The following is a 26,127-nucleotide window of genomic DNA, read 5'->3' as shown; positions in this document are numbered from 1 at the left end:
TAGAGATAAATTATGAAGGTGCTAGTAACCGGTGGAGCTGGATTTATTGGGTCAGCAGTAGTCCGTTATATCATCAATAATACAAATGATATCGTTGTTAACGTGGATAAGTTAACTTATGCCGGTAACCCGGAATCCCTGCGAGATATAGAACATAGTTCTCGATATGTTTTTGAGAAATTAGATATATGTGATATGGAGCAACTGGAAAAAATATTTAATAAACACAAACCTGATGTCGTTATGCATTTGGCTGCAGAATCGCATGTTGATAGATCAATAAATAGCTCGGAAATATTTATAAAAACCAATATTATTGGCACCTACACTATGTTGGAAGTCTCAAGGAGATACTGGCATGGGCTCGAAAAAACGGGAAAAAGTAAATTCAGATTTCATCATATATCAACCGATGAGGTTTTTGGGGATTTAAGTGATACGGAACTATTATTCACAGAAACGACGGCCTATAATCCGAGCAGTCCTTATTCAGCCTCTAAAGCCTCAAGTGACCATTTAGTTCGTGCATGGCATCGTACATATGGTTTGCCAATACTTATTACAAATTGTTCAAATAATTACGGTCCCTATCATTATCCAGAGAAGCTGATACCTGTAATAATAATTAATGCCTTAAAGGGAAAAGAAATACCAGTTTATGGGAACGGCAAGCAGATTAGGGATTGGCTATATGTTGAAGATCATGCAAAAGCATTATATACAGTATTAACGAAAGGGAATATTGGCGAGACATATAATATTGGTGGGCACAATGAAAAAACCAATATTGAAGTTGTAGAGCTCATTTGCAATATACTGGATAGTATAAACAAGGGGCAAAAAAACGGAAAGTCATCCTGCCGTTCTTTAATTAAATATGTAAAAGATCGGCCTGGGCATGATCTGCGGTACTCAATTGATGCCGGGAAAATTTATCGTGAATTAGGATGGAAACCCCAGGAGACATTTGAATCAGGTATCAGGAAGACAGTTGAGTGGTATTTAGAAAATAAATGTTGGTGGGAAAACATTCTCAATAAGAATAAATAATATAGAAGGCAAAGTTTATATGAAAGGAATAGTATTATCAGGTGGTTCTGGTACTCGTTTATATCCCTTAACTCGTGGCGTATCAAAACAGCTATTGCCTATATATAATAAGCCGATGATCTATTATCCACTATCAGCTTTAATGCTGGCTGGTATCAAAGATATATTAATAATCACAACGCCAGAAGATAAAGATAACTTTATAAGATTATTGGGTGATGGTAGTAGCTTTGGCATCAACCTTACTTACGCAGTACAACCAAAGCCTGAGGGGTTGGCTCAAGCATTTATTATCGGTGATAAGTTTATTGAAAATGATAATGTATGCCTTGTATTGGGAGATAATATATTTTATGGACAGTCATTTAGCCAAATGCTTAATAATGTGGCCAGAAGGAAAGACGGAGCAACAATTTTTGGATACCAGGTAAAGGATCCAGAAAGATTTGGTGTGGTTGAATTTGATAAGAACATGAAAGTGATTTCTATTGAAGAGAAACCTGTGGTACCTAAATCAAATTATGCGGTAACAGGGTTATATTTCTATGATAGCCAGGTTGTTGAAATGGCTAAAAATGTACGGCCATCAAAACGTGGAGAGTTAGAAATCACTACAATTAACCAGATGTATTTGGAAAAAGGAAAATTAAATGTAGAGTTGTTTGGGCGCGGGTTTGCCTGGTTAGATACAGGGACTCATGAAAGTTTGATAGGGGCATCTTCATTTGTTCAAACAATAGAGGATGTGCAAGGCCTAAAAGTTGCCTGCCTTGAAGAAATTGCATGGAGAAATGGTTGGTTAACGACTAACGAAGTCCATAAAATAGCACTAAGTATGTCTAAAAATGAATACGGTAAATATTTATTAGAATTAATAAGATGAAAATACTAATAATTGGTGCTCAGGGGCAATTGGGTAAAGCTTTATATGACATATTTAAAAGAAAATATAATGTAATAATTAAAACAAGGCAACAAATGGACATTACTAATGATGAGTTAGTTAGTAATGAAATAATAAAAATAAAACCAGATTATATATTTAATGCTGCTGCGTATACAGATGTGGAGAAGGCAGAAACTGACAGAGACAGTGCATTAAACATTAACGCTATTGCATTAAAACATATAACGAAAGCATCACGGGAAATCGGAGCTATTTTATTCCATTTTTCAACAGATTACGTTTTTGATGGGAATAAAACAGAAGCTTATAAAGAAACAGATGTTGCGGTCCCAATAAATTTTTACGGTGAAACTAAATTAATTGGGGAGGAAAATGTCCGGAAGGGAATGGATAAATATTTTATCATCCGTACTTCATGGTTATTTTCAGAAAGAGGGACTAACTTTGCAAAAAAAATAATAAAACAAGGCATGGAAAATAAAAGCCTTAGTATAGTTACCGATCAATATAGTTCCCCAACTTATGTATTAGATCTGGCTTCTGCCGTAGAAAGAATGGTACAACACATAAATAATGGTAAAAAATTTGAATATGGTACTTACCATTATGGTGGGTTACCTTATACAAATTGGAATGGTTTTGCTAAAAAAATTATTGAAATTGCTAAGAGGGAAAATATCCTTAGCGAGGATGTGAAGGTTAAAGAAATATTATCCAGTGAATTAGATTCGATGGCGAAAAGACCAAGTAACAGCAGATTAGATTGTTCGAAAATTAAAAGGATTTTTGGTATAGAGCAAAAAAACTGGAATGAAGCCTTAGACCATATAATATTTAATTTAAAGTGAGTCTATGAAAGTTTTAAGTACAAAATTTAACGATGTAAAAATAATTATACCTGATATTTATTCTGATAGTCGCGGTTTTTTTTATGAAAGCTACAATAGTTCTGATTTTGAAAGTGTTGTTGGAAAGCCTGTATACTTCAAACAAGATAATCAAAGTAAAAGCAAAAAAAATGTAATTCGGGGATTACATTATCAATTGCAACCAGACGCTCAGGGTAAGTTAATCCATGTATTAAAAGGGAAAATCCTGGATGTAATAGTTGACGTAAAAGCAGGCTCTGAAACATTAGGCCAGTGGTATGGCATAGTTCTTAGCGATACAAATAATTATCAGTTATGGATTCCTGCTGGTTATGCCCACGGTTTTGCTGCCTTAACAGATGAAGTAGAAATATTTTATAAAGCGACGAATTATTACAATCCTGAAAAAGAAAGAATTATTAAATGGAACGATCCAGATATTAATATTGACTGGGGAATCGATAATCCAATTATTTCATCAAAAGATGAAAATGGTTGTTTATTTAAAAATGCAGACTACATTGAGATTTAAAAGGTTAGGGAAATGTATTATTTAATTGATTTTACAGAGATGGGGGATTCCAGGGGAACGCTGGTTGCAATAGAAGGTGGAGTACACGTACCATTTCCTCTAAAACGTGTCTTCTATGTATATGGAACTAAGGGGGAAGTGCCGCGTGGCTGTCATGCAAATCGAAAAACTAAATTTGTCCTGGTTTCAGTTAAAGGACGCTGCACTGTAACTATAAAACAAGGCATGGATAATGTAGATTTTGTACTTGATAGTCCCACCCGCGGATTATTCCTTGACAGAATGGTGTGGAAGGAGATGCACAGTTTTAGTGACGATGCTGTCTTGCTTGTTTTATGTAGTGAACCATATGATAAAAATGAATACGTTTTTAATTATGCTGAGTATTTGTTGGAGGTGAAAAATGAATCACATGTTTGATCTCCAGGATTTTATATTTGAGTCTAATCCTGGCAGACAACAGCTAATAAACTATACAGCCAGATCAAATAGTGAGGCATATAAGATTTATGTCTATCGAAATCACTCATTTGAAATGATTGAAAAAACAATTTCAGCATTTTTAGATTATGCTAATTTAACTATAGATTTTGACTATAGCGATTATGATGATTCTTTGACTTTTTTTGATCTGGATTTAGGTTCTGATCTGTTAATTATTTGGTTAGATCTCAGCCGATACCAATCTGATTTTGAAGTTTTCATCAAGGAACGTTTAGCGTTTTTAAAAAGCATATATAAAAAAGACATACTTTTTTGCTTTTATGGAGGATCCATTTCTTTATGCGATCCACAAATAACGCTGTATGATATTAGCAAGTGGGCTAATGTACTAGGGGAAAAGTACCAAGACCTTCGGCTTGAAAAATTTTCCGGAACCAAAATGAGTATGGATTTAATTACAACCGTTTCAAAAGATCTGGGGTTGAATTATCTACCATCATTGCTTAAACCTTCCATTAAATGTATCGTCCTTGATTTGGATAACACGCTTTATAGAGGCGTGTTAGGAGAGGATGGAATCAATAATATTGAGTTAACAAAAGCTCATGCTTTATTACAAGAACGGCTTGCAGAACTGGCCAAAAGTGGTTTCTTTATTTGTATTGCTTCAAAAAACGATCAGCGCGATGTCAATAAACTTTTAAGCGAAAGAAAAGACTTTCTCATAAATGATACGAACATAACGATATGTAAGGCTTCCTGGGAACCTAAAGCTCAAGCTATCTGTGATATTGCAGAAAAGCTAAATATAGGTATAAATAGTATTCTATTTATTGATGATAACATTGGCGAATTAATATCAGTACAACAAGCTCATCCAGAGATAAGAACCATTTTAGCCAAAGAAAATGCCGAAATTACATTGGAAATTTTAAATAACTATCCTGGGCTTTTTAAAAAAGGTAGAACAAACGAGGACTCATTGCGTAGTCTTGACTCTAAGGCTAATCAGGTAAGACAAAGGATTATTGACAATACATCCAAAGAGGATTTTATTAAACAAATGAATATAGAATTGGATTTTTTAGTAAATCCAGTTAATGAAATTTATCGGATATCTGAGCTCTCTAATAAAACAAATCAGTTTATTTTTAATTACAGAAGATATACAACTGCGGAAATAGAAGAGATTATGAATAATAATGTCATTGTTGCAGTTTCCGTTAAAGATAAACTCTCAGAGTCTGGTATTGTTGGTGTTGTAATTTTGAAAAATGATTTACAAAATGATTGGATCGATCTGGATGAATGCTTTGTAAGCTGCCGCGCGCTTGGTCGCGGCATCGATGATATTATAGTTCTCGGTGCTATATCTGTTGGTTTAAAAAAACTCGGTAAGATAAAATTGCATTCAAAAATCGCCGTGGGTGATCGTAATTTACCTGCAATACAATTTTTTGAAAAACATTTATCACAATTTAAATCTCCTTCTGTATTCCATTACCTCATTCCATCTGAAATTGTAAAAACCAGTATTAAGGAATAGATATGTCTGAAAAAATCATAGCAATTATCTCCAGAGTCGCAAAAAAACCAGCCAGTGAGCTTATCCATCATATGGAGGACAAAAGGCTTTGGGATTCTTTTACACATTTGGAGCTTATTTTATCCCTGGAGGAAGAGTTTAACATTATGTTTGAACCAGAAGAGATATCCGAGATGATCACACCCAAATTGCTAATCCAGACAGTTGAGGAAAAAATTAAAAATGAATCATAATATAGTTATTGATGGTGCCGCTTACAGACTTCGTCCCGTAAAATTATCAGACGCTCAATTTATTATTGATATTCGTTTGGACGATATAGAAAGAAATCGTTTCATTAATAAAATTTCTCCAGATAAAGCGCAACAAGAAGAGTGGATAAGAGAATACTTTTTGCGGGATAATGATTATTATTTTGTGATCGAAAATCTGCTTTCTGGTGAGCCAGAAGGTTTAATTAGTGTTTATAATATTCAGGATGGAAAAGGGGAATGGGGGCGCTGGGTTATTAAAAAATCAAGTCTGGCTGCAATTGAAAGTGTAGATTTGATTTTTAAGGCATCCTTTGAATATATTGGTCTATCGGAAGTTTATTGCCGTACAATCGAAGATAATCACTCTGTAGTAGCTTTTCATGATTCGTTAAATGAGTTAAGACGAGGAGTTATTGAAAAATATGTCGAGATAAATGAAGCTCAATTTAATGTAGTTGAACACTATGTTACTAAGGAATATTATTATAATAATATTCAGGACGTTATTGAAGATAAATCTTTATTTATATACAAGAGGAATTTAAGGAAGTTTTTCGGTGAGATTGAATTTCATCATATAGGTGTCGCGACTACAAACATAGAAAAAGAGTTTAGCAGTTATCGTACTTTTGGGTACCGGCGTGAAGATAAAATATTTAAGGATGAAGTCCAGGGTATTAGAGGTCAATTTATTATTAGCGACCATTCTCCAAGGTTAGAACTTTTAGAAAATTTGCCTGGTAGAAATACACTCGATAAGTGGAATGAAGCGAATATCAAAAATTATCATTTTGCTTATAAAATTAAAAAATTTGACTCAATGTTGGAAACAATTAAACATAAAAGGATACGTATCCTGGCAAAGCCTGAGATTTCAGTGTATTTTAAAAAACGTATCTGCTTTGTAGTTCTGCCAAATAAATTTATTATTGAATTCATCGAGGAATAGCAATGCTCGGAAAGCCCATAAAGGTTGTATTTTATTTCCCCTGGAAAGAGCTTTCCGGTGGGCCAATTTATTTGACAAGGCTAGCTGATAAATTGGCAGAATCAGTTGATTATGAAGTTTATTATACCGATTATGAAAATAGTCTTTCTGACAACCTTATCCAAAATGAAAAAGTAAAGAAAATTGTTGTCTCTGAAACTGACTTTTCTATAAAGATAGATTCTCCTGTTATTCTTATTACTCCTGTTTACTTTGCAGGTTGGATTCCCTGTTTACATCCTGATAGTAAATTGATATTTATTAATTGGCACATGTGTTGTATATCAACTCTTTACAATAACTGGCGTATTTCCGAACAAGATATGAGTGTATTTCTTAATCTTATTCGTAACAGTTCTTCTGTTTTCTTTTGTGACGAGTCGCATAGGTTAGGACAGAACACGGCTCAAATCACATTCAATAAAGATATTGTGCCAATAAGTTTGCCTACGAAAAAAATTAAAGCTTGTAAAAATATTATATCAGCGGAAAATTATAATGTGGCTGTACTGGGAAGATTGTGTACGGATAAAATATACAGTCTTTTGAATTTATTGGATAATATAGAATTGCTTGAAATTAGCAATAAAGTTAACGTTCATATAATAGGGGATGGACCAGAAAAGAAGCTTATATTAAGAGAGAATTATAAGAAATCTAACATTATCTTTGTTGGTACTCTTTCAAGCGCAGAGCTTGACTCATATTTGGCTCAGAAAGTTGATATACTTTTTGCTATGGGAACATCTGTCCTTGAAGGCGCTGCGCTTTCACTTCCATCTGTCATTATCCCACATAATATACATCCTATAAATTGTAATAGCTATGTTTATCTACATGATACGCAAGGTTACTGTTTAGGATGGTATGAAGATCAGTTTCAGAAGTTAAATCTTTCTCCGATTCCGTTATGTGAGATTTTTGATGATGTATATGTTCGAGAAAAAAAAACGCAACTTGGTCAAAAGGCGTATCAATACTATATAACTCATCATAGTATTGATCATACGATTAAACCATTCGTAAGTATGTTATCAAAATCATCTCTTACTTATCGTGATTTTATTAAGGCGACAGAAAATTTTTCTCAAATTATAAAAAAAATCAAGTTAATGGATTATGAGATTTTTGATATTTACCGCGAAAAAAATGGTTTCATTTATGCACGTTTTCTGAATATCATTAAGTTGTTTCACTTTAGACCTATGCCTGACCAGCAATGGAAAAGACTATATTTTATGGGTGTTCCTTGTTTTGAAATTTGCCATGTTGGCAGAAAAAAATTCAAGTATCGCTTATTAAGTCGGTCGCGAAATCAAATTACGTTAATGGGACAACATCTTGCAAACTTAATTAACTATGGCCAACAAGAAATAAATAAAGATATCAAAGCTATCAAAAAACAACTTGTTGAAAAAGTGGCAACAGGCGATTATATTAAGTTAAAAGAGCAGGTGGAAACTCTTTTACTGCAGTTGAATAAATTATGTTGCAATAACGATAATTGCTCCTGTGAAGAATCTGTTGCATTGCATGGTGCTCTGGAGAAAAAATGCTTAGACATTAAAGCAAGCATCGAGCTACTAAGAAACAATCAAATCCAGCAAATGGATACTTGTGAAAAAATACTATCTGAAAAATCTTTTGAGTATTTTTGTGGGGATATTAAAAGTGATTATATAAAACTTATTTCAGGTTTGGATGATGAAAGCATTTATATTGTAAATAGAATAATTTCCAGAGTCCAAAAATACCGTAAGCACAAAACCAGTTTCTTTCATTTTACCAGCGAAGAAAAACATGCACTTAAAAAGATAGAAGATCAGCATGCTTCAAGCATTATAAAACTTAATAACGAATATTACGCTTATGGTAAATATATTATTCCGATAAATTTGATTACTACAACTATCTTTTATTATAAATATTTTATAGATGAACTGTCAGGATTAAAGTTTGTCAGGAATAAGGCGATCATCGATGTTGGCGGAAGTTTTGGTGATTCCGCGCTAATTTTTTCTAAAGAGACAAGCGATAAAGTCCACGTTTTTGAGCCGACATCCAGGATGTATGAATTGGCAAAAAAAACTATTATAGAAAACAACATTAATAATGTTATTTTGAATAAAATTGCCCTTGGCGATAAAGAGGAAAACCTTAATATTGCTGTTAATGATGACTTTTCTACGTTTGAGTTTGAATGCTCAGAAAGCGAAGTTACAGAAAACGTTAGAGTTATTACGCTTGATAACTATGTAGATAAAATGGGGATAGATGTTGGCCTGATAAAAGTTGACATTGAAGGGTTTGAGAAGAAGTTTCTCAGTGGGGCAGAAAAAACTATTCGCAATCAAAAACCAATTTTAATTATAAGTATTTATCATAGTGCACAAGACTTTTTTAAAATAAAAACCATAATTGAAAATTATGATTTGGGCTATACATTTAAAATAAGAAAGCCTTCTGATAAGTCTGTTATTGTTGACACGATGCTAATTGCTGAACCCAATTGATGTTGAGATGAAAATGATTAAATTTTTAGATTTAAAAAAAATAAATGAAAAGTACAGAGCTCATATTTCTTGTGCTATCGAAGAGGTGCTTGATAGTGGATGGTACTTGTTAGGAAATAAAAATAAAGACTTTAGTGAAAAATTTTCTGAGTTTTGTGGGACTAAATATTTTGTTGGAGTGGCTAATGGCCTTGATGCGATAAATTTAATCATAAAAGCTTATGGTTTTGGTGCCGGAGATGAAATTATTGTACCGGCAAATACATATATTGCTTCTATTCTGGCTATATCAGAAAATGGTTGTAAACCTGTTCTGGTTGAGCCGAATATTATAACATATAATATTGATGCTGATTTGATAGAAGAAAAAATTACTGAAAAGACAAAAGCTATCTTAGTCGTCCATCTTTATGGACAAGCGGTTCAGATGGAAAAAATATGGCGCTTGGCAAAAAAATATGATCTAAAAATTATTGAAGACTGCGCACAAGCACATGGAGCTATCTATCAAGAACGTAGAGTAGGCAATTTGGGGGATGCTGGTGCTTTTTCATTCTATCCGGGGAAAAATCTTGGTGCTTTAGGCGATGCAGGCGGAATCACTACAAATGATTTTGAGTTGTATAAAAATGTGAAAATTTTAGCTAATTATGGTTCGGAAATAAAATATCATAATATATATAAGGGCATAAATTCACGTTTGGATGAACTGCAGGCTGCGATACTGAATGTTAAATTACCTTTCCTTGATGAAGAAAATGAGTATCGCAGAACTATTGCTGAGTTTTACCTGGGGAATATTAAAAATAGTTTAATCACTTTGCCTGTTTGTTGTGATCGATTATCTCATGTGTGGCATGTTTTTGCTATTCGTGTTGCCTCTCGTGAAAAATTCATTAATTATCTCAAAGAAAATAAGGTGGAAACCTTGATACATTATCCCATTCCTCCACATAAACAGGGTGCGTACAGAGAATGGGAAAAGCTACAATTTCCGGTAACGGAAAAAATACATCTTGAAGAAGTATCATTACCAATTAGTCCGGTAATGAATATGGCGGATGTAGAAAAAGTTGTGAGTCTGATTAATGCTTACCAAGGATAAGATCGCAGTTTCTCTGGAAGGAAACCGAGCCCATTTTAATAAAATTATAGACCGGGCTCGGTCAGCAAAACTCCGATTAAAGAAGTATTTTCTTTATAAGAAGGCGCTTAAGTTAGCAACCAGAGGAAGCATTGGCGCATATACTTCTCCTGAAATAGAAGAATTTTTCATTTCATGCGCCAAAAAAATAAAATTAAATTTACCTACGATCTGTCAAAAAAACTCAGTTTTGCATGTTGTTAGCGAATGCTACAGCGTTGGTGGGCATTCGAAAGTGGTTGAAAGATGGATAAAATATCACGCAAAAGGAGAAAAACATTCAGTATATTTTACCCGAATGAAAAAAAACAAAATTCCTGATGTTTTTTACCGTAACACAAAAGAAACGGGAGGTGATATTTACTCGGCTGGACACATTTTTTTTGATATTTATAATGCGCTAACATTGAGGCGTATCGCCATCAAATATGAACGAATAGTCCTTCATACTCATATGGATGATATTATACCTCTTCTGGCTTTTGGTTCAGATGATTTCCCCAGAACGATTATATTATATAATCATGCAGACCATTTATTCTGGGTGGGGATAAGAATTGCGCATCTCATCTGTGAAACGCGCTCATGGGGAAAACGTTTTTCAGAAGAATATAGAGGAATTACTAATAATTTTGTATTAGGAATACCTGCAAGTGATGTTAGCAACGATACATTGTCAGTAAAACCTCATGTCACCAGTGACGTGAAGATTATCACCAGTATTGGAATGCCTCATAAGTATCTGGCTATCCCGGGGCAGTTTTCTTTTTATGATTATATGAATAGCATTTTGCAGACACGCAAAGATGTTATTTTTAATATCATTGGCCCAACTGAAGAGGATTATCCTGAATGGCAGCAGCTGTCTGGAAAATATAATGGCAGGGTTGTTTTTTTAGGCAGAGTGATTGGTGATAAATATTGGAATTACATTAATAAAAGCGAACTTATTGTTGATAGTTTCCCAATGAGTGGAGGTACTGCTCTTGGCGATACAGTCATTTTAAAAAAAACGACGCTTTCCTTAAAATGTGTTACTGGTCATCTCGATTATACATATGAAACGGATTCATTTTGCCATTCACCGACTGAATTAATTGAAAAAACGAATAAAATACTTAATGATAATGATTATAGTGACTATCTAAGCCATCGTATCTCAGAGAGTTTTAAAAATTGCCAGAATTTATTACTGTGGCAGGACCGAGTTGAAAAAACTTTTCAGTTGGCCGATAGGTATAAAAAATCACGTAAAATATGTTATACAAATATAGCCTGGAAACAATTTACTTTACTTGATGAGTTTATATTATTATTTAATACCAGAGAAAGATTTTTGTTCTCTTTTCGGAATTGGATTAAATTATCAACTTACTTCGATAAAGGTACCAGGCGATTTAAAATTTATTTATTTAAAATACATATGAATTTTTAAATTATGGACAAAACACCTGAATTGAAAGAAACGTTCGAGTATGATGTCTTAATTTGTACCTTTAATGGTGCTACCTATATTGATGAACAAATTTCAAGTATCTTAAAGCAAGTTATAAAACCAGTAAAAATCATTATTTCTGATGATGGATCTACAGATCAAACTATAGAAAAATGTAAAATTTGTTTTGATCGACATTCATATACCCGTTATCAAATTATACGTGGTCCACAAGCGGGCATAGCTAATAATTTTATTTACGGAATGAAATATTCTACTGCAGAACATCTTTTCTTTTCTGATCAAGATGATGTATGGTTAGATGATAAAGTTTCATGTTTCGCTGATGCCTTTTATCAATTGGATAGTAAAAAACCAATTCTCTTATTTTCTGATGCATATGTTGTCGACTCTCATCTTAATATATTGAGCAAGAGTTTCATTAACTATGCAGGTTTAAATATTGATGTTTTGAATGATGATTCAATTTTGCTGGAGAACTGTGTACAAGGGGCTTCTTCATGTATAAACGGAAAGCTTCGTGATTTGATTTTAGAATCAATAACATACATTGCTAATAACTCAATCTGTATGCATGATTGGTGGGTAGCTATTATGGCAAGGTATTATGGTATTTCAAAACATATAGATAAACCTTTAATATATTATCGACAACATAATTGTAATCAAATAGGTGCGTTGAGAACCAGTAATTGTGTGTGGAAAATTAAGTATGTTTTTAGAGCAGCTAAAAAAATAAAAAATTATGTTTATCAATTAAACCAGGCCCAAAAAGTTTTTTCCCGAATTAAAAAATTAGATGGTCTATATGTTTATTTCGATGGTAATTATGATTTTAGTAATCTAAATTTTTTCAAAAAAATTATTTACTTTGTTTATAGGTGAATTTTTAGTATTTGCTGTAATGAGGTATTAAAAGCATGATGCGCTTATTCATTTCGACGATAAGTCACAATAGTGATAAAATGATTGTCGAAAATAACGTTCTGTCTTTATTGAGTCATGACCATGAGGTCATAATTAAATGCAACACAAAATGTACCCAGCAGCTATATACATTTGCAGATAAAAACCGCATACATATCATTGATGAACAATACTCATGTGGTTTCGGTAGAAATAACAATATCGTTTTTGAATATTGCAAGAAAGAATTAGGGATGAAAGGTGATGATTATTTTTTAATTCTTAATCCCGATGTTGTTGTCTCGTGTGAAAGCATATTTCATCTAATGAAAAATGCTATTGTTAGTGATGAAAATATTTGCACTATTAATTTACATAAAGACTTAGCGCTGGCTAAACCAGAAGGTTCGATAAAAAAATTCCCTGATATTCTTACGCCGGCTATCGCTTTTTTTTCTAAAAAACACCCATGTGAATATGATAAAAATAAAATTCATCAAGCAACCTGTGTGGATTGGGCTGCAGGATCATTTTTGCTTTTTAAAAGTTCAGTGTATGAAAAGTTAGGTGGGTTTGACGAAAAGTATTTCATGTATTTTGAAGATGTCGATATTTGTCGTAGAGCTAAGCGAAATGGGTATAACATTATTTATTATCCAGATATAAAAGCGACGCATTTTGGAGGCTATCGTAATAGAAATTTTTTATCAAAGGATTTCATGTGGTACCTTAGAAGTTATATAGTTTACCATACAGGTTTTTAACTTTATAAATAAAATGTATTTCGGTAATAAAGAGTATGTATATTTTTATAATGGGAATTTTTTATTTTAAACTTTGATTATCCTCCGTTCTTAATTTAAAAAAATTCATCATATCTATGGTCGTTACTTCGAACATGCGGAATAATTACGAGGCGCCCGCGCAGGTGACATGGTCCGTTCGCAAAGACGCAAAAATGTCATCCATGACCGCTCGGCCCGCGCCGTCCGTGGCGCGGGACGCTTTGCTCAAGGTACCATGTCGCCTGCTGTTTAGCTTGGGTGTCCGCGCAGGTGACATAGCCGTTCTGATTTACCGCGCCTGTAAGAAAGCCAGCAGATCGTTATTCAGCTGATCCTGATGCGTCACCGCGAAACCGTGCGGCGCATTGTCATACACCTTCAGTTCCGCGTTGCGGATGGTTTCCGCCGCCACCTTGCCGGTAGTTTCAAACGGCACCACCTGATCGTTGCTGCCGTGAATCACCAGCGTCGGCACATCAATTTTCGCTATATCGCCGCGGAAATCGGTTTCGGAAAAGGCGGTAACGCAGTCAAGAGTTCCCTTCAACGAAGCGAGCAGGGCGATATTCAGCGTCTGCGTCAGCACGCCTGCGGAAACCGTCTGTCCGGCGTTGGTGCCATAGAAAACCGAGGAGAAATCGCTGATAAACTGCGCGCGATCTTTCAACAGCCCGTCACGGATACCGGCAAAAACGCTTAAATCGACGCCTTGCGGATAGTCGTCGGCCTTGCCGAAAATGGGCGTAACCGCGCCCAGCAGCGCCAGCGCCGAAACGCGCGCGCTGCCGTAGCGGCCAATATAGCGCGTCACGTCGCCGCCGCCCATGGAGAAGCCGACCAGCGTTACATCATGCAGATCCAGATGCTCGATCAGATCGTTGATATCAGAAGCGAAGGTATCGTAATCGTAGCCCTGCCACGGCTGCTCCGAGCGGCCAAAGCCGCGGCGGTCGAAGGCGATGGCGCGATAGCCGCGTTCGGCAAGGAAATTAAGCTGGCTGTCCCACATATCAGCATCCAGCGGCCAGCCGTGGCTGAACAGCACCGGCTTGCCTGTACCCCAGTCTTTGTAATAAAGCTGAGTGCCATCCTGCGTCCTGAACATACTCATATCTACATCCTCATTTTTATGATTGAACAAGGTTAACGGGCGCGGGTTAGGCTTTACCGGGCGCGATAAGATAGCGCACTGCGGGCGGCTGCCCGCCGCGATGAAAAGCCTGTACGCGATTTTGAATCTTTAAATCGTTCATCGTATGGCGTTCATGCTGCCTGAGATGTTCGATCCATGAGCCGACAACAAAGGTTTCCACAAACAGGCCGGGGCGCTGAACATCCTGATAAACCGCCCAGCTGAGAGCGCCGCCGCGCCGCCGTACCCGGCGAATCTCTTGCACGCAGAGCGTAAAGGCGTGCGCGTCCTGCGCATCGATCTGATATTCATAGATCACCATTACCGGGCCACGCTGATGGGCGATGGCCTGCTGCGGCGCGTTTTCCGCGATCCCGCTGATCTCCAGATTAAGATCGGGATCTTTATTCAGCCGCCAGCGGAAGACCGTGAAGCAGCCGAGTACCATGCCGAAGGCGGCGATGCTCAGTGAAACGGGAATGGAAAAGTGCGCGGCGAGCTGTCCCCAGATAGCGCTGCCTGTCGTCATTGCGCCGAAGAAAACGGTCAGGTAGACCGCCAGCGCCCGCGCCTTAACCCATTTCGCCGCGCTGCGCTGCGCGCCGAGGTTCAGCGTGGAGAGCACCGCAATCCAGGCGAAGCCGGTAAAGAATTCACAGGCGTTCAGCAGCCAGAAGTGGCGCACAAAGGCCAGCGCCAGCATCGTCGCGGCGAACAGCAGGCTGGCCAGCACCATCAGGCGATCGGGATTGAAGCGTTGACGCAGACGCGGCAGCAGCACGGCGCCGCAGATCGCTCCCAGGCCGATGCAGGCAAGCATGATGCCGTAGCCGCCGGGGCCCAGACCGAGCTCGCGGCGCGCCACCAGCGGCAGCAGCGCCCAGCCTGCGCTGCCGAACAGAAAGAACGCTACGGTGCGCGCCAGCACGTTGCGCAGCACCGGCGCGGCATGTACGTAGCGCAGTCCGGCACGTACCGCCGGGAAAAAGTGCTCCGGCGGCAGGCGCTGAATGGCCGGCTCCGCCTGCCAGCGCCACAGCACCCAGGCCACGCCCAGCACCGACAGCGCGTTCAGCAAAAACACCATCCACGGGCCGGAGAGCGACAAAATCAGGCCGCCCAGCGCCGGGCCGATGGCGCGGCTGATATTAATTCCCAGCGAATTCAGCGCAATCGCCGCGCCCAGCTCGTTTTTCGCCACCAGATCCGGCACGATCGCCTGAAAAGGCGGCGAACTCATTGCGGCTCCGGCGCTGAGCAGGAAGGCCGCCGCCAGCAGCACTAACGGCGTCACCATGCCGAGCAGCGACAGCACGGTAAGTCCGGCGGCAGCGATAAATACCCACAGCTGCGAAAAAAGCAGATATTTACGGCGGTCGACGATATCGGCCATTACGCCTGAGGGCAGGGCGAAGAGAAACATCGGCAGGCTGCTGGCGGCCTGCACCAGCGCCACCGACAGCGGACTGGCGCTGAGCGTCAGCATCGCCCAGTTCACTCCAACGTCGTTCATCCATGAACCGATATTCGATACCACCGTGGCGATCCACAGCATACGGAACACCGGCTGGCGCAGCGGCTGCCACGAGGAGCCGGAGGCGGAGGACGCCGGCGCGGCGGCCTGCGTGCTGACGTCGTGAATATCATTAACCTGCGCCATAGCGATATCCTTTAGTTTGCGTATGGCCCGGACGCCAGCGGCCCGGCCCGGTTAACGCCAGAGTGGTAAAGATAATCAGCAGCAGCCAGCCGAACTGCCCTTCAGCGATGCTCCAGTCGGGATGCACCGCCAGCATCGCCACCAGCAGCACGCCGATAATCGGCAGGCAGGCGAGGCGCGTGCCGACGCCGACGATAATAAACAGCGGGCAGACTACCTCCGCCAGCAGCGCCGGCAGCAGGCTCATCCACGGGCCAAGGCCAAACGGGTCCTCAATGTGCGTCAGCTCGGCGTTAAAGTGCAGCAGCTTCGGCAGGCCATGAACATAGAGCAGCAGCAGGCTGCCGCTCAGGCGAAGAAACAACAGCCCCGCGTCGATACGGGGCGAGAGATGGCGTTGATTTTTCATCGGCGTCAGAAAGCGAAGCAGCTACAGCCAAGGGCGCCCCAGAAGGCGTTATCGTCGGAAACCGGCACCGACGAGCCGCGTGCGGTATCGTGCTGGTGCTGATGCACGCCGCACGGCCCGCTGCAATGATGCGCCATCGGCATCAGTGCGGCGCGATTAGCCTGCGGCGGCGCGCTGCGGTAGTGCCCCGGCACCTTCGCCACCGGCGACCACTCCGGCACTATCGGGATGGCCGGCGGCGCTTCCGCGTTAAACGCGCCCGTTGCGTAGACAATCTCGCCGCCGACCACCGTCAGCACCGATTCAATGCCTTTGATCTCCTCTTCCGGCACGCGGAAATAATCTTTGCTCAGTACCGCGAGGTCGGCGAGCTGGCCCGCCTTCAGCTGGCCTTTTTTGCCCTGTTCGTTAGAGAACCAGGCGCTGCCCTGCGTCCAGAGCAGCAGCGCGGTATCGCGATCGAGGCGCGCGTTAACGTCATACATCTGCATGCCGCCCACGGTGCGTCCGGAAACCAGCCAGTAGAGCGCCGTCCAGGGGTTATAGCTGGCGACGCGCGTGGCGTCGGTGCCAAGGCCGACCGGCACGCCGGTTTCCAGCATGCGCGCCACCGGCGGCGTATGGCGGGTCGCTTCGATGCCGTAGCGCTCGGCAAAATATTCCCCCTGGAAGGCCATGCGGTGCTGCACCGCGATGCCGCCGCCCAGCGCCTTAATGCGATCGATATTGGCCTGGGTCACGGTTTCCGCATGGTCGAAGAACCAGTGCAGGCCGTTGAAAGGAATATCGCGGTTGACGCGCTCAAAAACGTCGAGCATGCGGCTGATGGATTCGTTATAGGTGGCGTGCAGGCGGAACGGCCAGCGATGCTCCACCAGATGGCGCACCACGCGCTCTAGCTCATCCTCCATGCCCGGCGCCAGATCGGGACGCGGCTCCAGAAAATCTTCAAAGTCGGCGGCGGAAAATACCAGCATCTCGCCCGCGCCGTTGTGGCGGAAGAAATCGCTGCCCTGACCCGGCGTCAGCATATCGGTCCACTTCTCAAAATCTTCCAGTTCATGACCAGGCCGCTGGGTAAACAGGTTGTAGGCGATGCGGATGGTCATCTGTTTCTTCTGGTGCAGTTCGGCGATGACTTCATAATCTTCCGGGTAGTTCTGGAAGCCGCCGCCGGCGTCGATAGCGCTGGTCAGGCCGAGGCGGTTCAGCTCGCGCATAAACTGACGCGTAGAGTTGACCTGCTGCTCCAGCGGCAGCTTCGGCCCTTTCGCCAGCGTGGCGTAGAGGATCATGGCGTTGGGGCGCGCGATCAGCATCCCGGTCGGATTGCCGTTGGCGTCGCGCTGGATCTCGCCGCCCGGCGGGTCAGGCGTCTCTTTGGTGTAGCCCACCACCTTCAGCGCGGCGCGGTTCAGCAGGGCGCGATCGTAAAGGTGCAGGATGAATACCGGCGTATCGGGCGCCGCCTGGTTAATTTCATCCAGCGTCGGCATACGGCGCTCGGCGAACTGAAATTCGGTCCAGCCGCCTACCACGCGCACCCACTGCGGCGAAGGAGTACGCAGCGCCTGCTCTTTCAGCATCCGCAGCGCGTCCGCCAGCGACGGCACGCCCTCCCAGCGCAGCTCCAGGTTGTAGTTAAGCCCGCCGCGAATCAGGTGCAGGTGGGAATCATTCAGGCCGGGAATCGCAGTGTGGCCCTGCAAATCGATCACCTTGCTTCCTTCATCGTGATATTCCATCACCTCTGCAGCGCTGCCGACCGCCAAAAAGCGCCCGTCACGAATCGCGGCTGCCTCGGCGATGGGGTTCTCCCTGTCGACGGTATGTAGGCGGCCGTTGATAAATATCAGTTCTGCTTTACCGAGCGAAACCATAAATCCTCCTGTCTGAAACGTCCGAATAAGGCGGCAAGGCCCCCGGAAAAAAAGCGCGCTGCATGAAGCAAGCAGGGCGCGGAAGTTGGCGAGATTATGGTCAGCGCTTGAAAGCAGCGTCTAGTTATACAAGCGTATAGTTATACACAGAGATAATAGCCCGGCCGGCAAACTCCTTTTACTATCCGCCCTGACAGCGAAGTTCGGCCCGGCGTGGTCAGCGGCATCAGCATAATGCGGCGCTTTCCCCCTGCGTCGCTATCGGCAGCGTAACGCCTTTCCGGTCACTGTCATTATGTTTCCGCCACCTCTTTTGCGGACCCTTGTTACTTAAACCTCATTAATGGGTACTCTCATGACCAACGCTAAGCTTGAAGTTCTGACTCCCGCTAACAGCCAGATTATTTTTATCGATCAGCAGCCGCAGATGGCCTTCGGCGTCCAGTCGATTGACCGTCAGGTGCTGAAAAATAATGTCGTAGGCCTGGCGAAAGCGGCCAAAGTCTTCAACATCCCGACGACCATCACCACCGTTGAAACTGAAAGCTTCTCCGGCAATACCTTCCCGGAGCTGCTGGACGTGTTCCCGGAGCACGACATTCTGGAGCGTACCTCCATGAACTCCTGGGATGACCAAAAGGTGCGCGACGCGCTGGCGAAAAACGGCAAGAAAAAGGTGGTGGTGGCCGGACTGTGGACCGAAGTGTGCAATAACACCTTCGCCCTGTGCGCCATGCTTGAAGGCGACTATGAGATCTACATGGTGGCGGATGCCTCCGGCGGTACCTCGAAAGAGGCGCACGACTTCTCCATGCAGCGCATGATCCAGGCGGGCGTGGTGCCGGTAACCTGGCAGCAGGTGCTGCTGGAGTGGCAGCGTGACTGGGCGCGCAAAGAGACCTACAACGCGGTGATGGATATCGTTAAAGAGCACTCCGGCGCTTACGGTATGGGCGTCGATTACGCTTATACCATGGTGCATAAAGCCCCGGCGCGTTCGCAAGGCACGCACCGTACGCTGGCGCCGGCGCCGGCCAACAAGTAATCGCGCGCGGGCCGGAGCGCTGCTGCGGCCCGTCTGAGGCAGGATCAATGGGAGAAGCAACATGATAGCAGGCGCCATCTCGCTTGCCGCCGGGATCGTGATTGGGCTGCTCTATGCGCTGCTTAAGGTACGGTCGCCCGCGCCGCCCGCTATTGCGCTTATCGGGCTGCTGGGCATGTTAAGCGGCGAAAAGCTGGCGGCGCTGGTGGTTGCGCCGCCGGTGAGCGCCGCCGCGCCATTTGCGGCACATTCCGCAACGGCGGCATCCGCTGTCGCCGGCCTCTATACACGGAGTGGCGGATTATGATGAAATCCTCTCTTCTTTCGCTGGCGGTAGGTCTGCTGGCGGGCGTGATTTATGGCATGGCCAATATCCACTCGCCCGCGCCGCCGGTTATCGCTCTGCTGGGGCTGTTCGGCATGCTGGTCGGCGAACAGCTGATCCCGCTGTTCCGTCGGCTGCTGGCACGGCAGCCGGTCACCCTGGCCTGGTTTCGCCATGAATGCGTGCCTAAAATCAGCGGCGCGCCGCCCCCGGACAGCAAAAACGCCCCCTGAGGCGTGCCGTTCACGCCAGCGTGAACGCATACAGAGGATTACAGCATGGCGCCGTCATCGCGCATCGTCATCGTTGACGATGAACGCTCCGTCCGCAGCGGGTTAAGCAATTTATTGCAGTCGGATGGCTATGAAACCGACGCGTTTGAATCCGCAGAGGCGTTTCTTGCTGATAAAAGCGCGCTGGCCGAGGCTTCCTTGCTTATTCTTGATGTAAAGCTGAAGGGGATGAGCGGCTTCGATCTCTACCGGCAGGTGGTGTTACAGCTAACGCCGCCGCCGGTTATTTTTATTTCCGGGCACGGCGACGAAAATATGCTGTGGTACGCCATTAATCTGGGCGCCGTCACCTTCTTGCGCAAGCCGATCAACGTCGATACGCTGCTGGATACCATCCGCCGTGAACTCTCTTCCCGCGAGGCGCAACGCAACGATGAGTGAGAAACTGTCTGCCGTCAGCAGCAGCCTGCAGGATAAGGTTTTTACCTTAACCGATGAGATTATCTTCACCCCGCTGGCGCAGGAGGGCGGCATCGGCTGGACGCTGTGTCAGCCGCTGCACGCGGGCGAAACCTTTATTCTCGCCAGTCCGGTCAGCGAAGAGGCGACCTTTCAGGCGACGCAGCTGCTGAAAAACGAATTTTCCCTGCGGGCGCAGCTGGCTGAAAGTTGGGCGGTTAAACCGCTTGGCTGCACGCTGCATCATGGACGCTACGCGCTGGTCTATGCGTCTTTCCCGTTTAAAACTCTTGCCCAGTCGGCGCGCAGCGCGACGCGCACTCCCGATGAGTTTCTGACGCTGGCGATGCGCCTCTGTACGCCGCTGCGGCAGCTGCACGCGCTGGGGCTGACGCACAGCGATATCAAGCCCGGCAATGTCTTTATCGCCCCGGACGGCAGCTGTCGCCTCGGCGGCTTTGGGCTAACCACCGCGCCTGCGGAAAACAGCGCGCCGACGCGTCTGAGCGTATCGGGCGGCACGCTGGCCTATATGTCGCCGGAACATACCAGCCGCACTCGCGATGCGGTGGACAGCCGCAGCGATCTCTACAGCCTTGGCATCGTGCTGTATGAGCTGCTGACCGGCACGCTGCCCTTTGATCTGAGCGAAGGCGGGCAGGCGGAATGGGCGCATCATCATATCGCTTCGGCGCCCCGTGCGCCCCACGAGGTGCGCGACGGCATCCCGGCGATGCTCTCTGTGATTATTTTGCGCCTGCTGGAGAAATCACCGGCCAGGCGCTACCAGAGGGTTGAAGGGCTGCTGGCGGATCTGCGCCGCTGCCAGGCGAACCTGTCGGAAGAGGGGCGGATCGCCGATTTTACCCCCGGCCTGCAGGATCGGGTGCCGACGCTGCCGCTGGCGGAGCATCTCTGGCTGGCCCATCCGCAGAGCGGCCAGCTGCTGGCGGCGTTTGAACGCGTAAGGCAGAGCGGCGCGCAAACGCTGGTGACTATCAGCGGGCCGCTGGGGATCGGCAAATCTTCGCTGATCGCTTCGGCGCTGAAAAACATTCAGCGCCGCCCGGCGCTGCTGGCGGTCAGCAAGGCCGATCAATATTCGCCGGTACTGCCTTACGCGGTGATTAGCGCCGCCTTTCGCTCGCTGACGCTCTGGCTGCTGGGGCTGGCGGCGCCGGAAGTAGCGCGCTGGAAGCAGCGTCTGACGCAGGCGCTGGGCAGCTACGCGGGGCTGGCGGTAAATCTGGTGCCGGAACTGGGGCTGCTGCTGGCAAGCAAGCCGCGCTTTCCCGCTGATATGCACTCCGCCGATGCGCGGGCGCGCTTCAACCAGATGGCGCTCTGCCTGGCGAAGGCGTTCGCCACGCCGGGACGGCCGCTGGTGCTGCTGATTGAGGATATTCACTGGATCGATCAGGCCAGCCTGCAGTTGCTGGAGCATCTGGCGCGCAACGGCGCCTCGCTGCCGCTGCTGATGGTGGTTTCATATTGCGATGCGGAGGCGTTTCCGCAAGGGTTTGCCGCGCCGCGGCTGGAGGCGTTAATGGCCGGCGCCGGCGAGCGGCTGGATATACGGCCGGAGCCGCTCAGCGTGAAGGCGGTGGCGCGCTGGCTGGGCGCGCGTTTTCACAGTCGCGCAGCCGGGTTAAGTGAGCTGGCCGCGCTGATCCATGAGAAAACCGGCGGTAATCCGCTGTTTACGCAGCAGTTTTTCCGCCGAATCGTCAATGATGGTTTGATTGCGCATCATCCGCAGCATAACAAATGGCACTACGATTTGGCCGCTATTGAAGCGCGCAACTATACCGAAAACGTCGCCAGCCTGATGCTGCAGCAGCTTGCCGAACTGCCGTCAGCTGCCCGTAAGCTGCTGGGCGGTCTTGCCAGCGTCGGCGGCAGCGGCAGGCTGGCGTTGCTCGGCCAGATGCAGGGGCTGGCCCCGACGCAGCTGCTGGAGCAGCTGCAGCCCGCTATCGCCGCGCGTCTGATTACGCTTGCCGGCGATGAGTATGCTTTTACCCACGATCGCGTACATAAGGCGGCGCAGGCGCTGCTGGAGCCGGAAGAGGCCTGCCGGCTGAACTACGCCGCCGCCGCGCGCCTGGCGGAAGCCGCGTCTCATAACGACAGCAACGACACGCTGTTTCTTGCCGTCCACCATATCACCGCCGCCATTGACGCGGTGCGCTTTTCGCCGCAGCGCGACGACTACCGCGCCATCTGCCGCCGCGCCGCGGCGCGAGCGAAGGGCACCGGCGATTACGCCTCAGCGGTGCGCTATCTGCAAACGGCGAAATCACTGCAGCGGGATGCGCTGCAAAAGGCGGCGGATGAAGGTTTTCTGCTGGAGTTTGAAGAGGCGGAGTGCGAGTTTTTGCAGGGTAATCTGCCCGCCGCGCTGGCGCTTTGCAACCGCGCCATGAGTCTGCCCGGCAGCCTGGAGCAGAAGGCGGTGGCCGCCTGCATGATGGCGGAATTGCATATGCGCCAGTCCGATATGTCGCTGGCGCTGGAAACCGCGCTGGCATGGCTGGCGGTATTCGGTATCCACTTCAGTCGCGATCCGGAGGCCGGCGACTGCGATCGCGCCTGGCAGGCGCTGGAGCAGCGCGTCGGCGACCATCCGCAGCAGCGGTTTAGCGCGCTGGCCATTACTGAAGATCGCGAGGCGGAAGCGATCATGAGCCTGATGCTCAATGCCAGCATGTTTGCCGCGTTCGCCAGCCCAAGGCTGCATTTTCTGCTGCTGTGTAAAATTATGCATATGACGCTCGATCGCGGCCTGTGCGGCGCCGCCACCGGCGCGCTTGCCTGGTATGGCGTGCTGATCGGCCGCCGCTACGATGAGTACCAGCGCGGCTGGGTCTATAGCCAGCTGGGACGCGATCTGGTTATGCGCCACCATTTCAACGGCTTCAAAGGCCGTACGCTGCTGGCGGTCGATCTCGCCAGCGCCTGGGTCGCGCCGCTTAGCGTGGCGGTGGAGAGCGCCAAAACCTGCTTTACCGTCGCGGTCGATCACGGTGATTTAACCGTGGCCTGCTTTATTATTCGCCATCAAACGATGAACTTTTTACTGCGCGGCGATCATCTTGACGGCGTGCTGACCACCATCGAGCGCGGGCTGGCGTTTATTCGCAAGCGGCGCTTTCCCGACGTGGAGATTCTGCTGCTGATCCAGCGCCTGTACGTTACTCATTTACGTAACGCCTCTGCGGGCAGCTTTTCCGGCCTGGAGGTGTTTCCTGATACGTTGCTCGCTACCGGGACGGGCGAGGGCGGCAGGCCGATACCTTTGACGCTGTTCTGGTTCTGGCTCTATCGGGCGAAAGCCTGCTTTATGGCCGGCGAATATGCCCAGGCCGCCGACTATTTGCGCGAGGCGACGCCGTTCGTTAGCGCGGTGCCCGGCTATCTGCATCTGCTGGATTACCATTTTTACAGCGCGCTGGCGCTGACCGCCGGCCTCACGCCTGACGAGTTCAGCGTGCAGCAGCGCCAGGCGGTAACCGCGCACCACGCCAGAATCGCCCGCTGGGCGCAGCATAACCCGGCAACCTTCGCCGATCGGGAGGCGCTGATTGCGGCGGAGCTGGCGCGGCTGGATAAACAGAATGAGGCGGCGGTTGGGCTGTATGAAAAAGCGATCCGCCTCTCCGGCGAAGCGGAGTTTCATCCGATTAACGGCCTGGCGTGCGAGCTGGCCGGGCGCTTCGCTAAATCCTGCGGCTATGCGGTTGCCGCCGACGCCTATTTTAAAGGCGCGTTCAGCGCCTGGCAGCGCTGGGGGGCGCTGGCGAAGCTGCGCCAGCTGGAGCGGCTCTATCCTCACCTTGCCTCTTCCGGGCGCAGCACGCCCTATGACACCATCGCCTTCGCGCCGAATGAGGTGATACGCGATCTGGAGAGCGTGCTGCGGGCGGTGCGGGCGCTTACCGAAGAGATCAACCTCGATCGTCTGATCCATATTTTGATGACCATGCTGCTGGAGCGTGCGGGCGCGCAGCGCGGCCTGCTGATCCGCATCCTTGACGACAATACGCCGGAAACCCAGGCCTGGGCGGAAACCACCTCCGACGGCGTTAAGGTCAGAATCGTCAGGGAGACGCCTTCGGTAACCGATATGCCGCTCTCGGTGCTGGCGGCGGTGATGCGCACCGGCCAGGAGATTCGCACCAGCAAGCCGGAGATCTTCAGCCCGTTCAGCCAGGATGCCTACCTGGTCACCTCCGGCGCGGCGGTACTCTGCGTGCCGATGTATAAGCAGGCGCGCATGGTCGGCGTGCTTTATCTGGAAAATCGCCTGATGCCGGAAATTTTTACGGCGGAGCATTCGCGCATCGTCCGGATGCTGGCGGCGCAGGCGGCGGTATCGCTGGAGACGGCGCGGCTCTACGCCGAGCTGCTGGAGGAGAATATCCAGCGACGTCGCGTAGAGAAAGAGCTGCGCGCCAGCCAGACTTCGCTGATGCTGGGGGAGCGAATCAGCAATACCGGCACCTGGCGCTGGGAGCTGGAGCAGGATTTAATGTACGTCTCCGATCAGTATGCGCGCATCCTCGGCCTGCCGGAGGGGCAGCGCACGCTGTCGATGGCCGATTTTCTGACGCTGGTACATCCTGAAGATTATCCGCGCATCAGCCGGCTGGTGACCGACAGCGTGCGAAACGGCGTCTCGATGCGCGCGGAGTTTCGCGTGTTCCGCGCCGACGGCGACTGCCGCTACCTGCTGGGCGTCGGCAATCCTATCGGTGAAGAGGCGAGCATTGCGGAATATTTCGGCACCATTACCGATGTTACCGCCCGACGCCAGTCGGAAGATGCGGTGCGCGTGGCGCAGGCGGATCTGGCGCGGGTGGCGCGCGCCACTACGGTAGGGCAGCTGACGGCCTCGATCGCCCATGAGATTAACCAGCCGCTGATGTCGATAGTGGCTAACGCCGGAGCGAGCCTGCGCTGGCTCAGTCGTGAACCGGCGATGCTGATCAACGCGCGCGCCAGCCTTGAGGAGATTATCAGCGAGGGCGAACGCGCCGGAAATATTATTCGCGGGCTACAGGCGCTGACGCGTAATCAGCAGTCAAGCTGGGCGCGGGTTAATCTGCATCATCTGGTCTGGCATATTATGGCGCTGTCGCGCAGCGAGCTGGAGCGGCGCCAGGTAACGCTGGACTACGCGCTGCAGGCGGAGGAAGCGTTTATCTATGGCGACAGCGTACAGATTCAGCAGGTGCTGCTGAATCTGGTGGTCAACGCCATTGACGCGATGGCGGAGATTCATGACCGGCCACGAACGATCACCGTCAGCTCAACCAATCCGACGCCGCAGGCTATCCGGCTGGAAATTGCCGATACCGGCATCGGCCTGAGCGCGGAGGTGCAGGCGCGGCTGTTTGATTCTTTCTATACCACCAAAGAGCAGGGAATGGGCATGGGGTTGACCATCAGCGCCGGAATTATAGAAAAACATCTCGGCGTGCTGACGGCGGAGCCGCGTCTGCCGCACGGCAGCCGCTTTATCTTTACGCTGCCGCTCGACAGCGGCGAGGAGCAACCTTTCTGAGCGCCGGGCGGGCAGCGGCGGCGC

22 protein-coding genes are annotated in these 26,127 nt (G+C 47.0%); 18 read left to right on the top strand and 4 right to left on the bottom strand.

The genetic code is table 11. The features are described from left to right. Positions 1 to 9 precede the first annotated feature (9 nt). The 13 genes from rfbB to FKM52_RS10730 all read left to right on the top strand — a co-directional run bounded on the left by rfbB (position 10) and on the right by FKM52_RS10730 (position 13,373). Positions 10 to 1,050 carry a dTDP-glucose 4,6-dehydratase gene (gene rfbB, locus FKM52_RS10790; RefSeq protein WP_220446295.1) on the top strand — a complete coding sequence of 347 codons (1,041 nt, stop codon included), beginning with the start codon at positions 10 to 12 and terminating at the stop codon, positions 1,048 to 1,050. Positions 1,051 to 1,069: 19 nt separating this feature from the next. Further along, positions 1,070 to 1,933: a glucose-1-phosphate thymidylyltransferase RfbA gene (rfbA, locus tag FKM52_RS10785; protein WP_141176168.1), complete on the top strand. Its 864-nt coding sequence runs from the start codon at positions 1,070 to 1,072 to the stop codon at positions 1,931 to 1,933. Next, complete coding sequence (gene rfbD / locus FKM52_RS10780) at positions 1,930 to 2,805, top strand: dTDP-4-dehydrorhamnose reductase (protein ID WP_141176167.1); 876 nt, start codon at positions 1,930 to 1,932, stop codon at positions 2,803 to 2,805. Before rfbA ends, rfbD begins: the two co-directional genes overlap by 4 nt. Positions 2,806 to 2,809: 4 nt before the next feature. Continuing rightward, positions 2,810 to 3,358: a dTDP-4-dehydrorhamnose 3,5-epimerase gene (gene rfbC, locus FKM52_RS10775; protein ID WP_141176166.1), complete on the top strand. Its 549-nt coding sequence runs from the start codon at positions 2,810 to 2,812 to the stop codon at positions 3,356 to 3,358. Positions 3,359 to 3,370: 12 nt separating this feature from the next. After that, positions 3,371 to 3,778: a sugar 3,4-ketoisomerase gene (locus FKM52_RS10770; RefSeq protein WP_141176165.1), complete on the top strand. Its 408-nt coding sequence runs from the start codon at positions 3,371 to 3,373 to the stop codon at positions 3,776 to 3,778. Continuing rightward, positions 3,771 to 5,348 (top strand): HAD-IIIC family phosphatase, encoded by a 1,578-nt coding sequence (locus tag FKM52_RS10765; RefSeq protein WP_181407924.1) that lies wholly within the window; start codon positions 3,771 to 3,773, stop codon positions 5,346 to 5,348. The genes FKM52_RS10770 and FKM52_RS10765 overlap by 8 nt, the downstream gene beginning before the upstream one ends. A gap of 2 nt (positions 5,349 to 5,350) precedes the next feature. Continuing rightward, on the top strand, positions 5,351 to 5,581 hold the full coding sequence (locus tag FKM52_RS10760; protein ID WP_141176163.1) for an acyl carrier protein: 231 nt from the start codon (positions 5,351 to 5,353) through the stop codon (positions 5,579 to 5,581). Beyond that, the gene (locus FKM52_RS10755; RefSeq protein ID WP_141176162.1) at positions 5,571 to 6,551 is read left to right on the top strand and encodes a GNAT family N-acetyltransferase; all 981 of its coding nucleotides are present in this window, start codon (positions 5,571 to 5,573) and stop codon (positions 6,549 to 6,551) included. Before FKM52_RS10760 ends, FKM52_RS10755 begins: the two co-directional genes overlap by 11 nt. A gap of 2 nt (positions 6,552 to 6,553) precedes the next feature. Then, the gene (locus FKM52_RS10750; RefSeq protein ID WP_141176161.1) at positions 6,554 to 9,103 is read left to right on the top strand and encodes an FkbM family methyltransferase; all 2,550 of its coding nucleotides are present in this window, start codon (positions 6,554 to 6,556) and stop codon (positions 9,101 to 9,103) included. Between the two features lie 13 nt (positions 9,104 to 9,116). Beyond that, a complete protein-coding gene (locus tag FKM52_RS10745; protein ID WP_141176212.1) occupies positions 9,117 to 10,208 on the top strand; it encodes a DegT/DnrJ/EryC1/StrS family aminotransferase in 1,092 nt (363 codons plus the stop codon). Continuing rightward, the gene (locus tag FKM52_RS10740; RefSeq protein ID WP_141176160.1) at positions 10,192 to 11,682 is read left to right on the top strand and encodes a glycosyltransferase family protein; all 1,491 of its coding nucleotides are present in this window, start codon (positions 10,192 to 10,194) and stop codon (positions 11,680 to 11,682) included. Before FKM52_RS10745 ends, FKM52_RS10740 begins: the two co-directional genes overlap by 17 nt. Positions 11,683 to 11,685: 3 nt before the next feature. After that, on the top strand, positions 11,686 to 12,588 hold the full coding sequence (locus FKM52_RS10735) for a glycosyltransferase (RefSeq protein ID WP_141176159.1): 903 nt from the start codon (positions 11,686 to 11,688) through the stop codon (positions 12,586 to 12,588). Between the two features lie 80 nt (positions 12,589 to 12,668). Beyond that, the gene (locus tag FKM52_RS10730; RefSeq protein ID WP_181407923.1) at positions 12,669 to 13,373 is read left to right on the top strand and encodes a glycosyltransferase; all 705 of its coding nucleotides are present in this window, start codon (positions 12,669 to 12,671) and stop codon (positions 13,371 to 13,373) included. A 310-nt stretch (positions 13,374 to 13,683) separates the two neighbouring features. On the opposite strand, the gene FKM52_RS10725 is transcribed toward FKM52_RS10730, so the two are convergent. Genes FKM52_RS10725 through FKM52_RS10710 form a run of 4 tightly spaced genes read right to left on the bottom strand, consistent with a single transcriptional unit; the run spans position 13,684 to position 18,475 of the window. Beyond that, positions 13,684 to 14,505, bottom strand: coding sequence for an alpha/beta fold hydrolase (locus FKM52_RS10725; RefSeq protein ID WP_141176157.1), 822 nt, complete (start codon positions 14,503 to 14,505; stop codon positions 13,684 to 13,686). A gap of 46 nt (positions 14,506 to 14,551) precedes the next feature. Further along, positions 14,552 to 16,186, bottom strand: coding sequence for an MFS transporter (locus FKM52_RS10720; protein WP_141176156.1), 1,635 nt, complete (start codon positions 16,184 to 16,186; stop codon positions 14,552 to 14,554). After that, entirely contained in the window at positions 16,173 to 16,595 is a 423-nt protein-coding gene (locus FKM52_RS10715; RefSeq protein WP_141176155.1) for a DoxX family protein, read from the bottom strand. The genes FKM52_RS10720 and FKM52_RS10715 overlap by 14 nt, the downstream gene beginning before the upstream one ends. Before the next feature lie 5 nt (positions 16,596 to 16,600). Then, positions 16,601 to 18,475 carry an amidohydrolase gene (locus tag FKM52_RS10710; protein WP_141176154.1) on the bottom strand — a complete coding sequence of 625 codons (1,875 nt, stop codon included), beginning with the start codon at positions 18,473 to 18,475 and terminating at the stop codon, positions 16,601 to 16,603. Between the two features lie 355 nt (positions 18,476 to 18,830). Between FKM52_RS10710 and FKM52_RS10705 the strand changes: the two genes are divergently transcribed. The 5 genes from FKM52_RS10705 (at position 18,831) to FKM52_RS10685 (ending at position 26,103) form a co-directional block, all read left to right on the top strand. Beyond that, the gene (locus tag FKM52_RS10705) at positions 18,831 to 19,520 is read left to right on the top strand and encodes a hydrolase (RefSeq protein WP_141176153.1); all 690 of its coding nucleotides are present in this window, start codon (positions 18,831 to 18,833) and stop codon (positions 19,518 to 19,520) included. 61 nt (positions 19,521 to 19,581) lie between these two features. Then, positions 19,582 to 19,827: a DUF1427 family protein gene (locus FKM52_RS10700; protein WP_141176152.1), complete on the top strand. Its 246-nt coding sequence runs from the start codon at positions 19,582 to 19,584 to the stop codon at positions 19,825 to 19,827. After that, complete coding sequence (locus FKM52_RS10695; RefSeq protein ID WP_181407922.1) at positions 19,824 to 20,078, top strand: XapX domain-containing protein; 255 nt, start codon at positions 19,824 to 19,826, stop codon at positions 20,076 to 20,078. The genes FKM52_RS10700 and FKM52_RS10695 overlap by 4 nt, the downstream gene beginning before the upstream one ends. A 45-nt stretch (positions 20,079 to 20,123) precedes the next feature. Continuing rightward, the gene (locus FKM52_RS10690; protein WP_141176151.1) at positions 20,124 to 20,519 is read left to right on the top strand and encodes a response regulator; all 396 of its coding nucleotides are present in this window, start codon (positions 20,124 to 20,126) and stop codon (positions 20,517 to 20,519) included. Next, complete coding sequence (locus FKM52_RS10685) at positions 20,512 to 26,103, top strand: trifunctional serine/threonine-protein kinase/ATP-binding protein/sensor histidine kinase (protein WP_141176150.1); 5,592 nt, start codon at positions 20,512 to 20,514, stop codon at positions 26,101 to 26,103. The genes FKM52_RS10690 and FKM52_RS10685 overlap by 8 nt, the downstream gene beginning before the upstream one ends. Positions 26,104 to 26,127: the final 24 nt, after the last annotated feature.

Origin of the sequence: Mixta tenebrionis (assembly GCF_006517625.1) — a bacterium.
Classification (GTDB): Bacteria; Pseudomonadota; Gammaproteobacteria; order Enterobacterales; family Enterobacteriaceae; genus Mixta; species Mixta tenebrionis.
Note: the sequence above shows the minus strand (reverse complement) of the source record. Positions and strands in the feature narration are given on the sequence as shown.

Excerpts from the sequence above, each read along its gene's own strand:
- rfbA (WP_141176168.1), top strand. The coding sequence starts at position 1,070 with ATGAAAGGAATAGTATTATCAGGTGGTTCTGGTACTCGTTTATATCCC.
- rfbD (WP_141176167.1), top strand. The coding sequence starts at position 1,930 with ATGAAAATACTAATAATTGGTGCTCAGGGGCAATTGGGTAAAGCTTTA.
- rfbC (WP_141176166.1), top strand. The coding sequence starts at position 2,810 with ATGAAAGTTTTAAGTACAAAATTTAACGATGTAAAAATAATTATACCT.
- FKM52_RS10770 (WP_141176165.1), top strand. The coding sequence starts at position 3,371 with ATGTATTATTTAATTGATTTTACAGAGATGGGGGATTCCAGGGGAACG.
- FKM52_RS10765 (WP_181407924.1), top strand. The coding sequence starts at position 3,771 with ATGTTTGATCTCCAGGATTTTATATTTGAGTCTAATCCTGGCAGACAA.
- FKM52_RS10760 (WP_141176163.1), top strand. The coding sequence starts at position 5,351 with ATGTCTGAAAAAATCATAGCAATTATCTCCAGAGTCGCAAAAAAACCA.
- FKM52_RS10755 (WP_141176162.1), top strand. The coding sequence starts at position 5,571 with ATGAATCATAATATAGTTATTGATGGTGCCGCTTACAGACTTCGTCCC.
- FKM52_RS10750 (WP_141176161.1), top strand. The coding sequence starts at position 6,554 with ATGCTCGGAAAGCCCATAAAGGTTGTATTTTATTTCCCCTGGAAAGAG.
- FKM52_RS10745 (WP_141176212.1), top strand. The coding sequence starts at position 9,117 with ATGATTAAATTTTTAGATTTAAAAAAAATAAATGAAAAGTACAGAGCT.
- FKM52_RS10740 (WP_141176160.1), top strand. The coding sequence starts at position 10,192 with ATGCTTACCAAGGATAAGATCGCAGTTTCTCTGGAAGGAAACCGAGCC.
- FKM52_RS10735 (WP_141176159.1), top strand. The coding sequence starts at position 11,686 with ATGGACAAAACACCTGAATTGAAAGAAACGTTCGAGTATGATGTCTTA.
- FKM52_RS10730 (WP_181407923.1), top strand. The coding sequence starts at position 12,669 with ATGATTGTCGAAAATAACGTTCTGTCTTTATTGAGTCATGACCATGAG.
- FKM52_RS10725 (WP_141176157.1), bottom strand. The coding sequence starts at position 14,505 with ATGAGTATGTTCAGGACGCAGGATGGCACTCAGCTTTATTACAAAGAC.
- FKM52_RS10720 (WP_141176156.1), bottom strand. The coding sequence starts at position 16,186 with ATGGCGCAGGTTAATGATATTCACGACGTCAGCACGCAGGCCGCCGCG.
- FKM52_RS10715 (WP_141176155.1), bottom strand. The coding sequence starts at position 16,595 with ATGAAAAATCAACGCCATCTCTCGCCCCGTATCGACGCGGGGCTGTTG.
- FKM52_RS10710 (WP_141176154.1), bottom strand. The coding sequence starts at position 18,475 with ATGGTTTCGCTCGGTAAAGCAGAACTGATATTTATCAACGGCCGCCTA.
- FKM52_RS10705 (WP_141176153.1), top strand. The coding sequence starts at position 18,831 with ATGACCAACGCTAAGCTTGAAGTTCTGACTCCCGCTAACAGCCAGATT.
- FKM52_RS10700 (WP_141176152.1), top strand. The coding sequence starts at position 19,582 with ATGATAGCAGGCGCCATCTCGCTTGCCGCCGGGATCGTGATTGGGCTG.
- FKM52_RS10695 (WP_181407922.1), top strand. The coding sequence starts at position 19,824 with ATGATGAAATCCTCTCTTCTTTCGCTGGCGGTAGGTCTGCTGGCGGGC.
- FKM52_RS10690 (WP_141176151.1), top strand. The coding sequence starts at position 20,124 with ATGGCGCCGTCATCGCGCATCGTCATCGTTGACGATGAACGCTCCGTC.
- FKM52_RS10685 (WP_141176150.1), top strand. The coding sequence starts at position 20,512 with ATGAGTGAGAAACTGTCTGCCGTCAGCAGCAGCCTGCAGGATAAGGTT.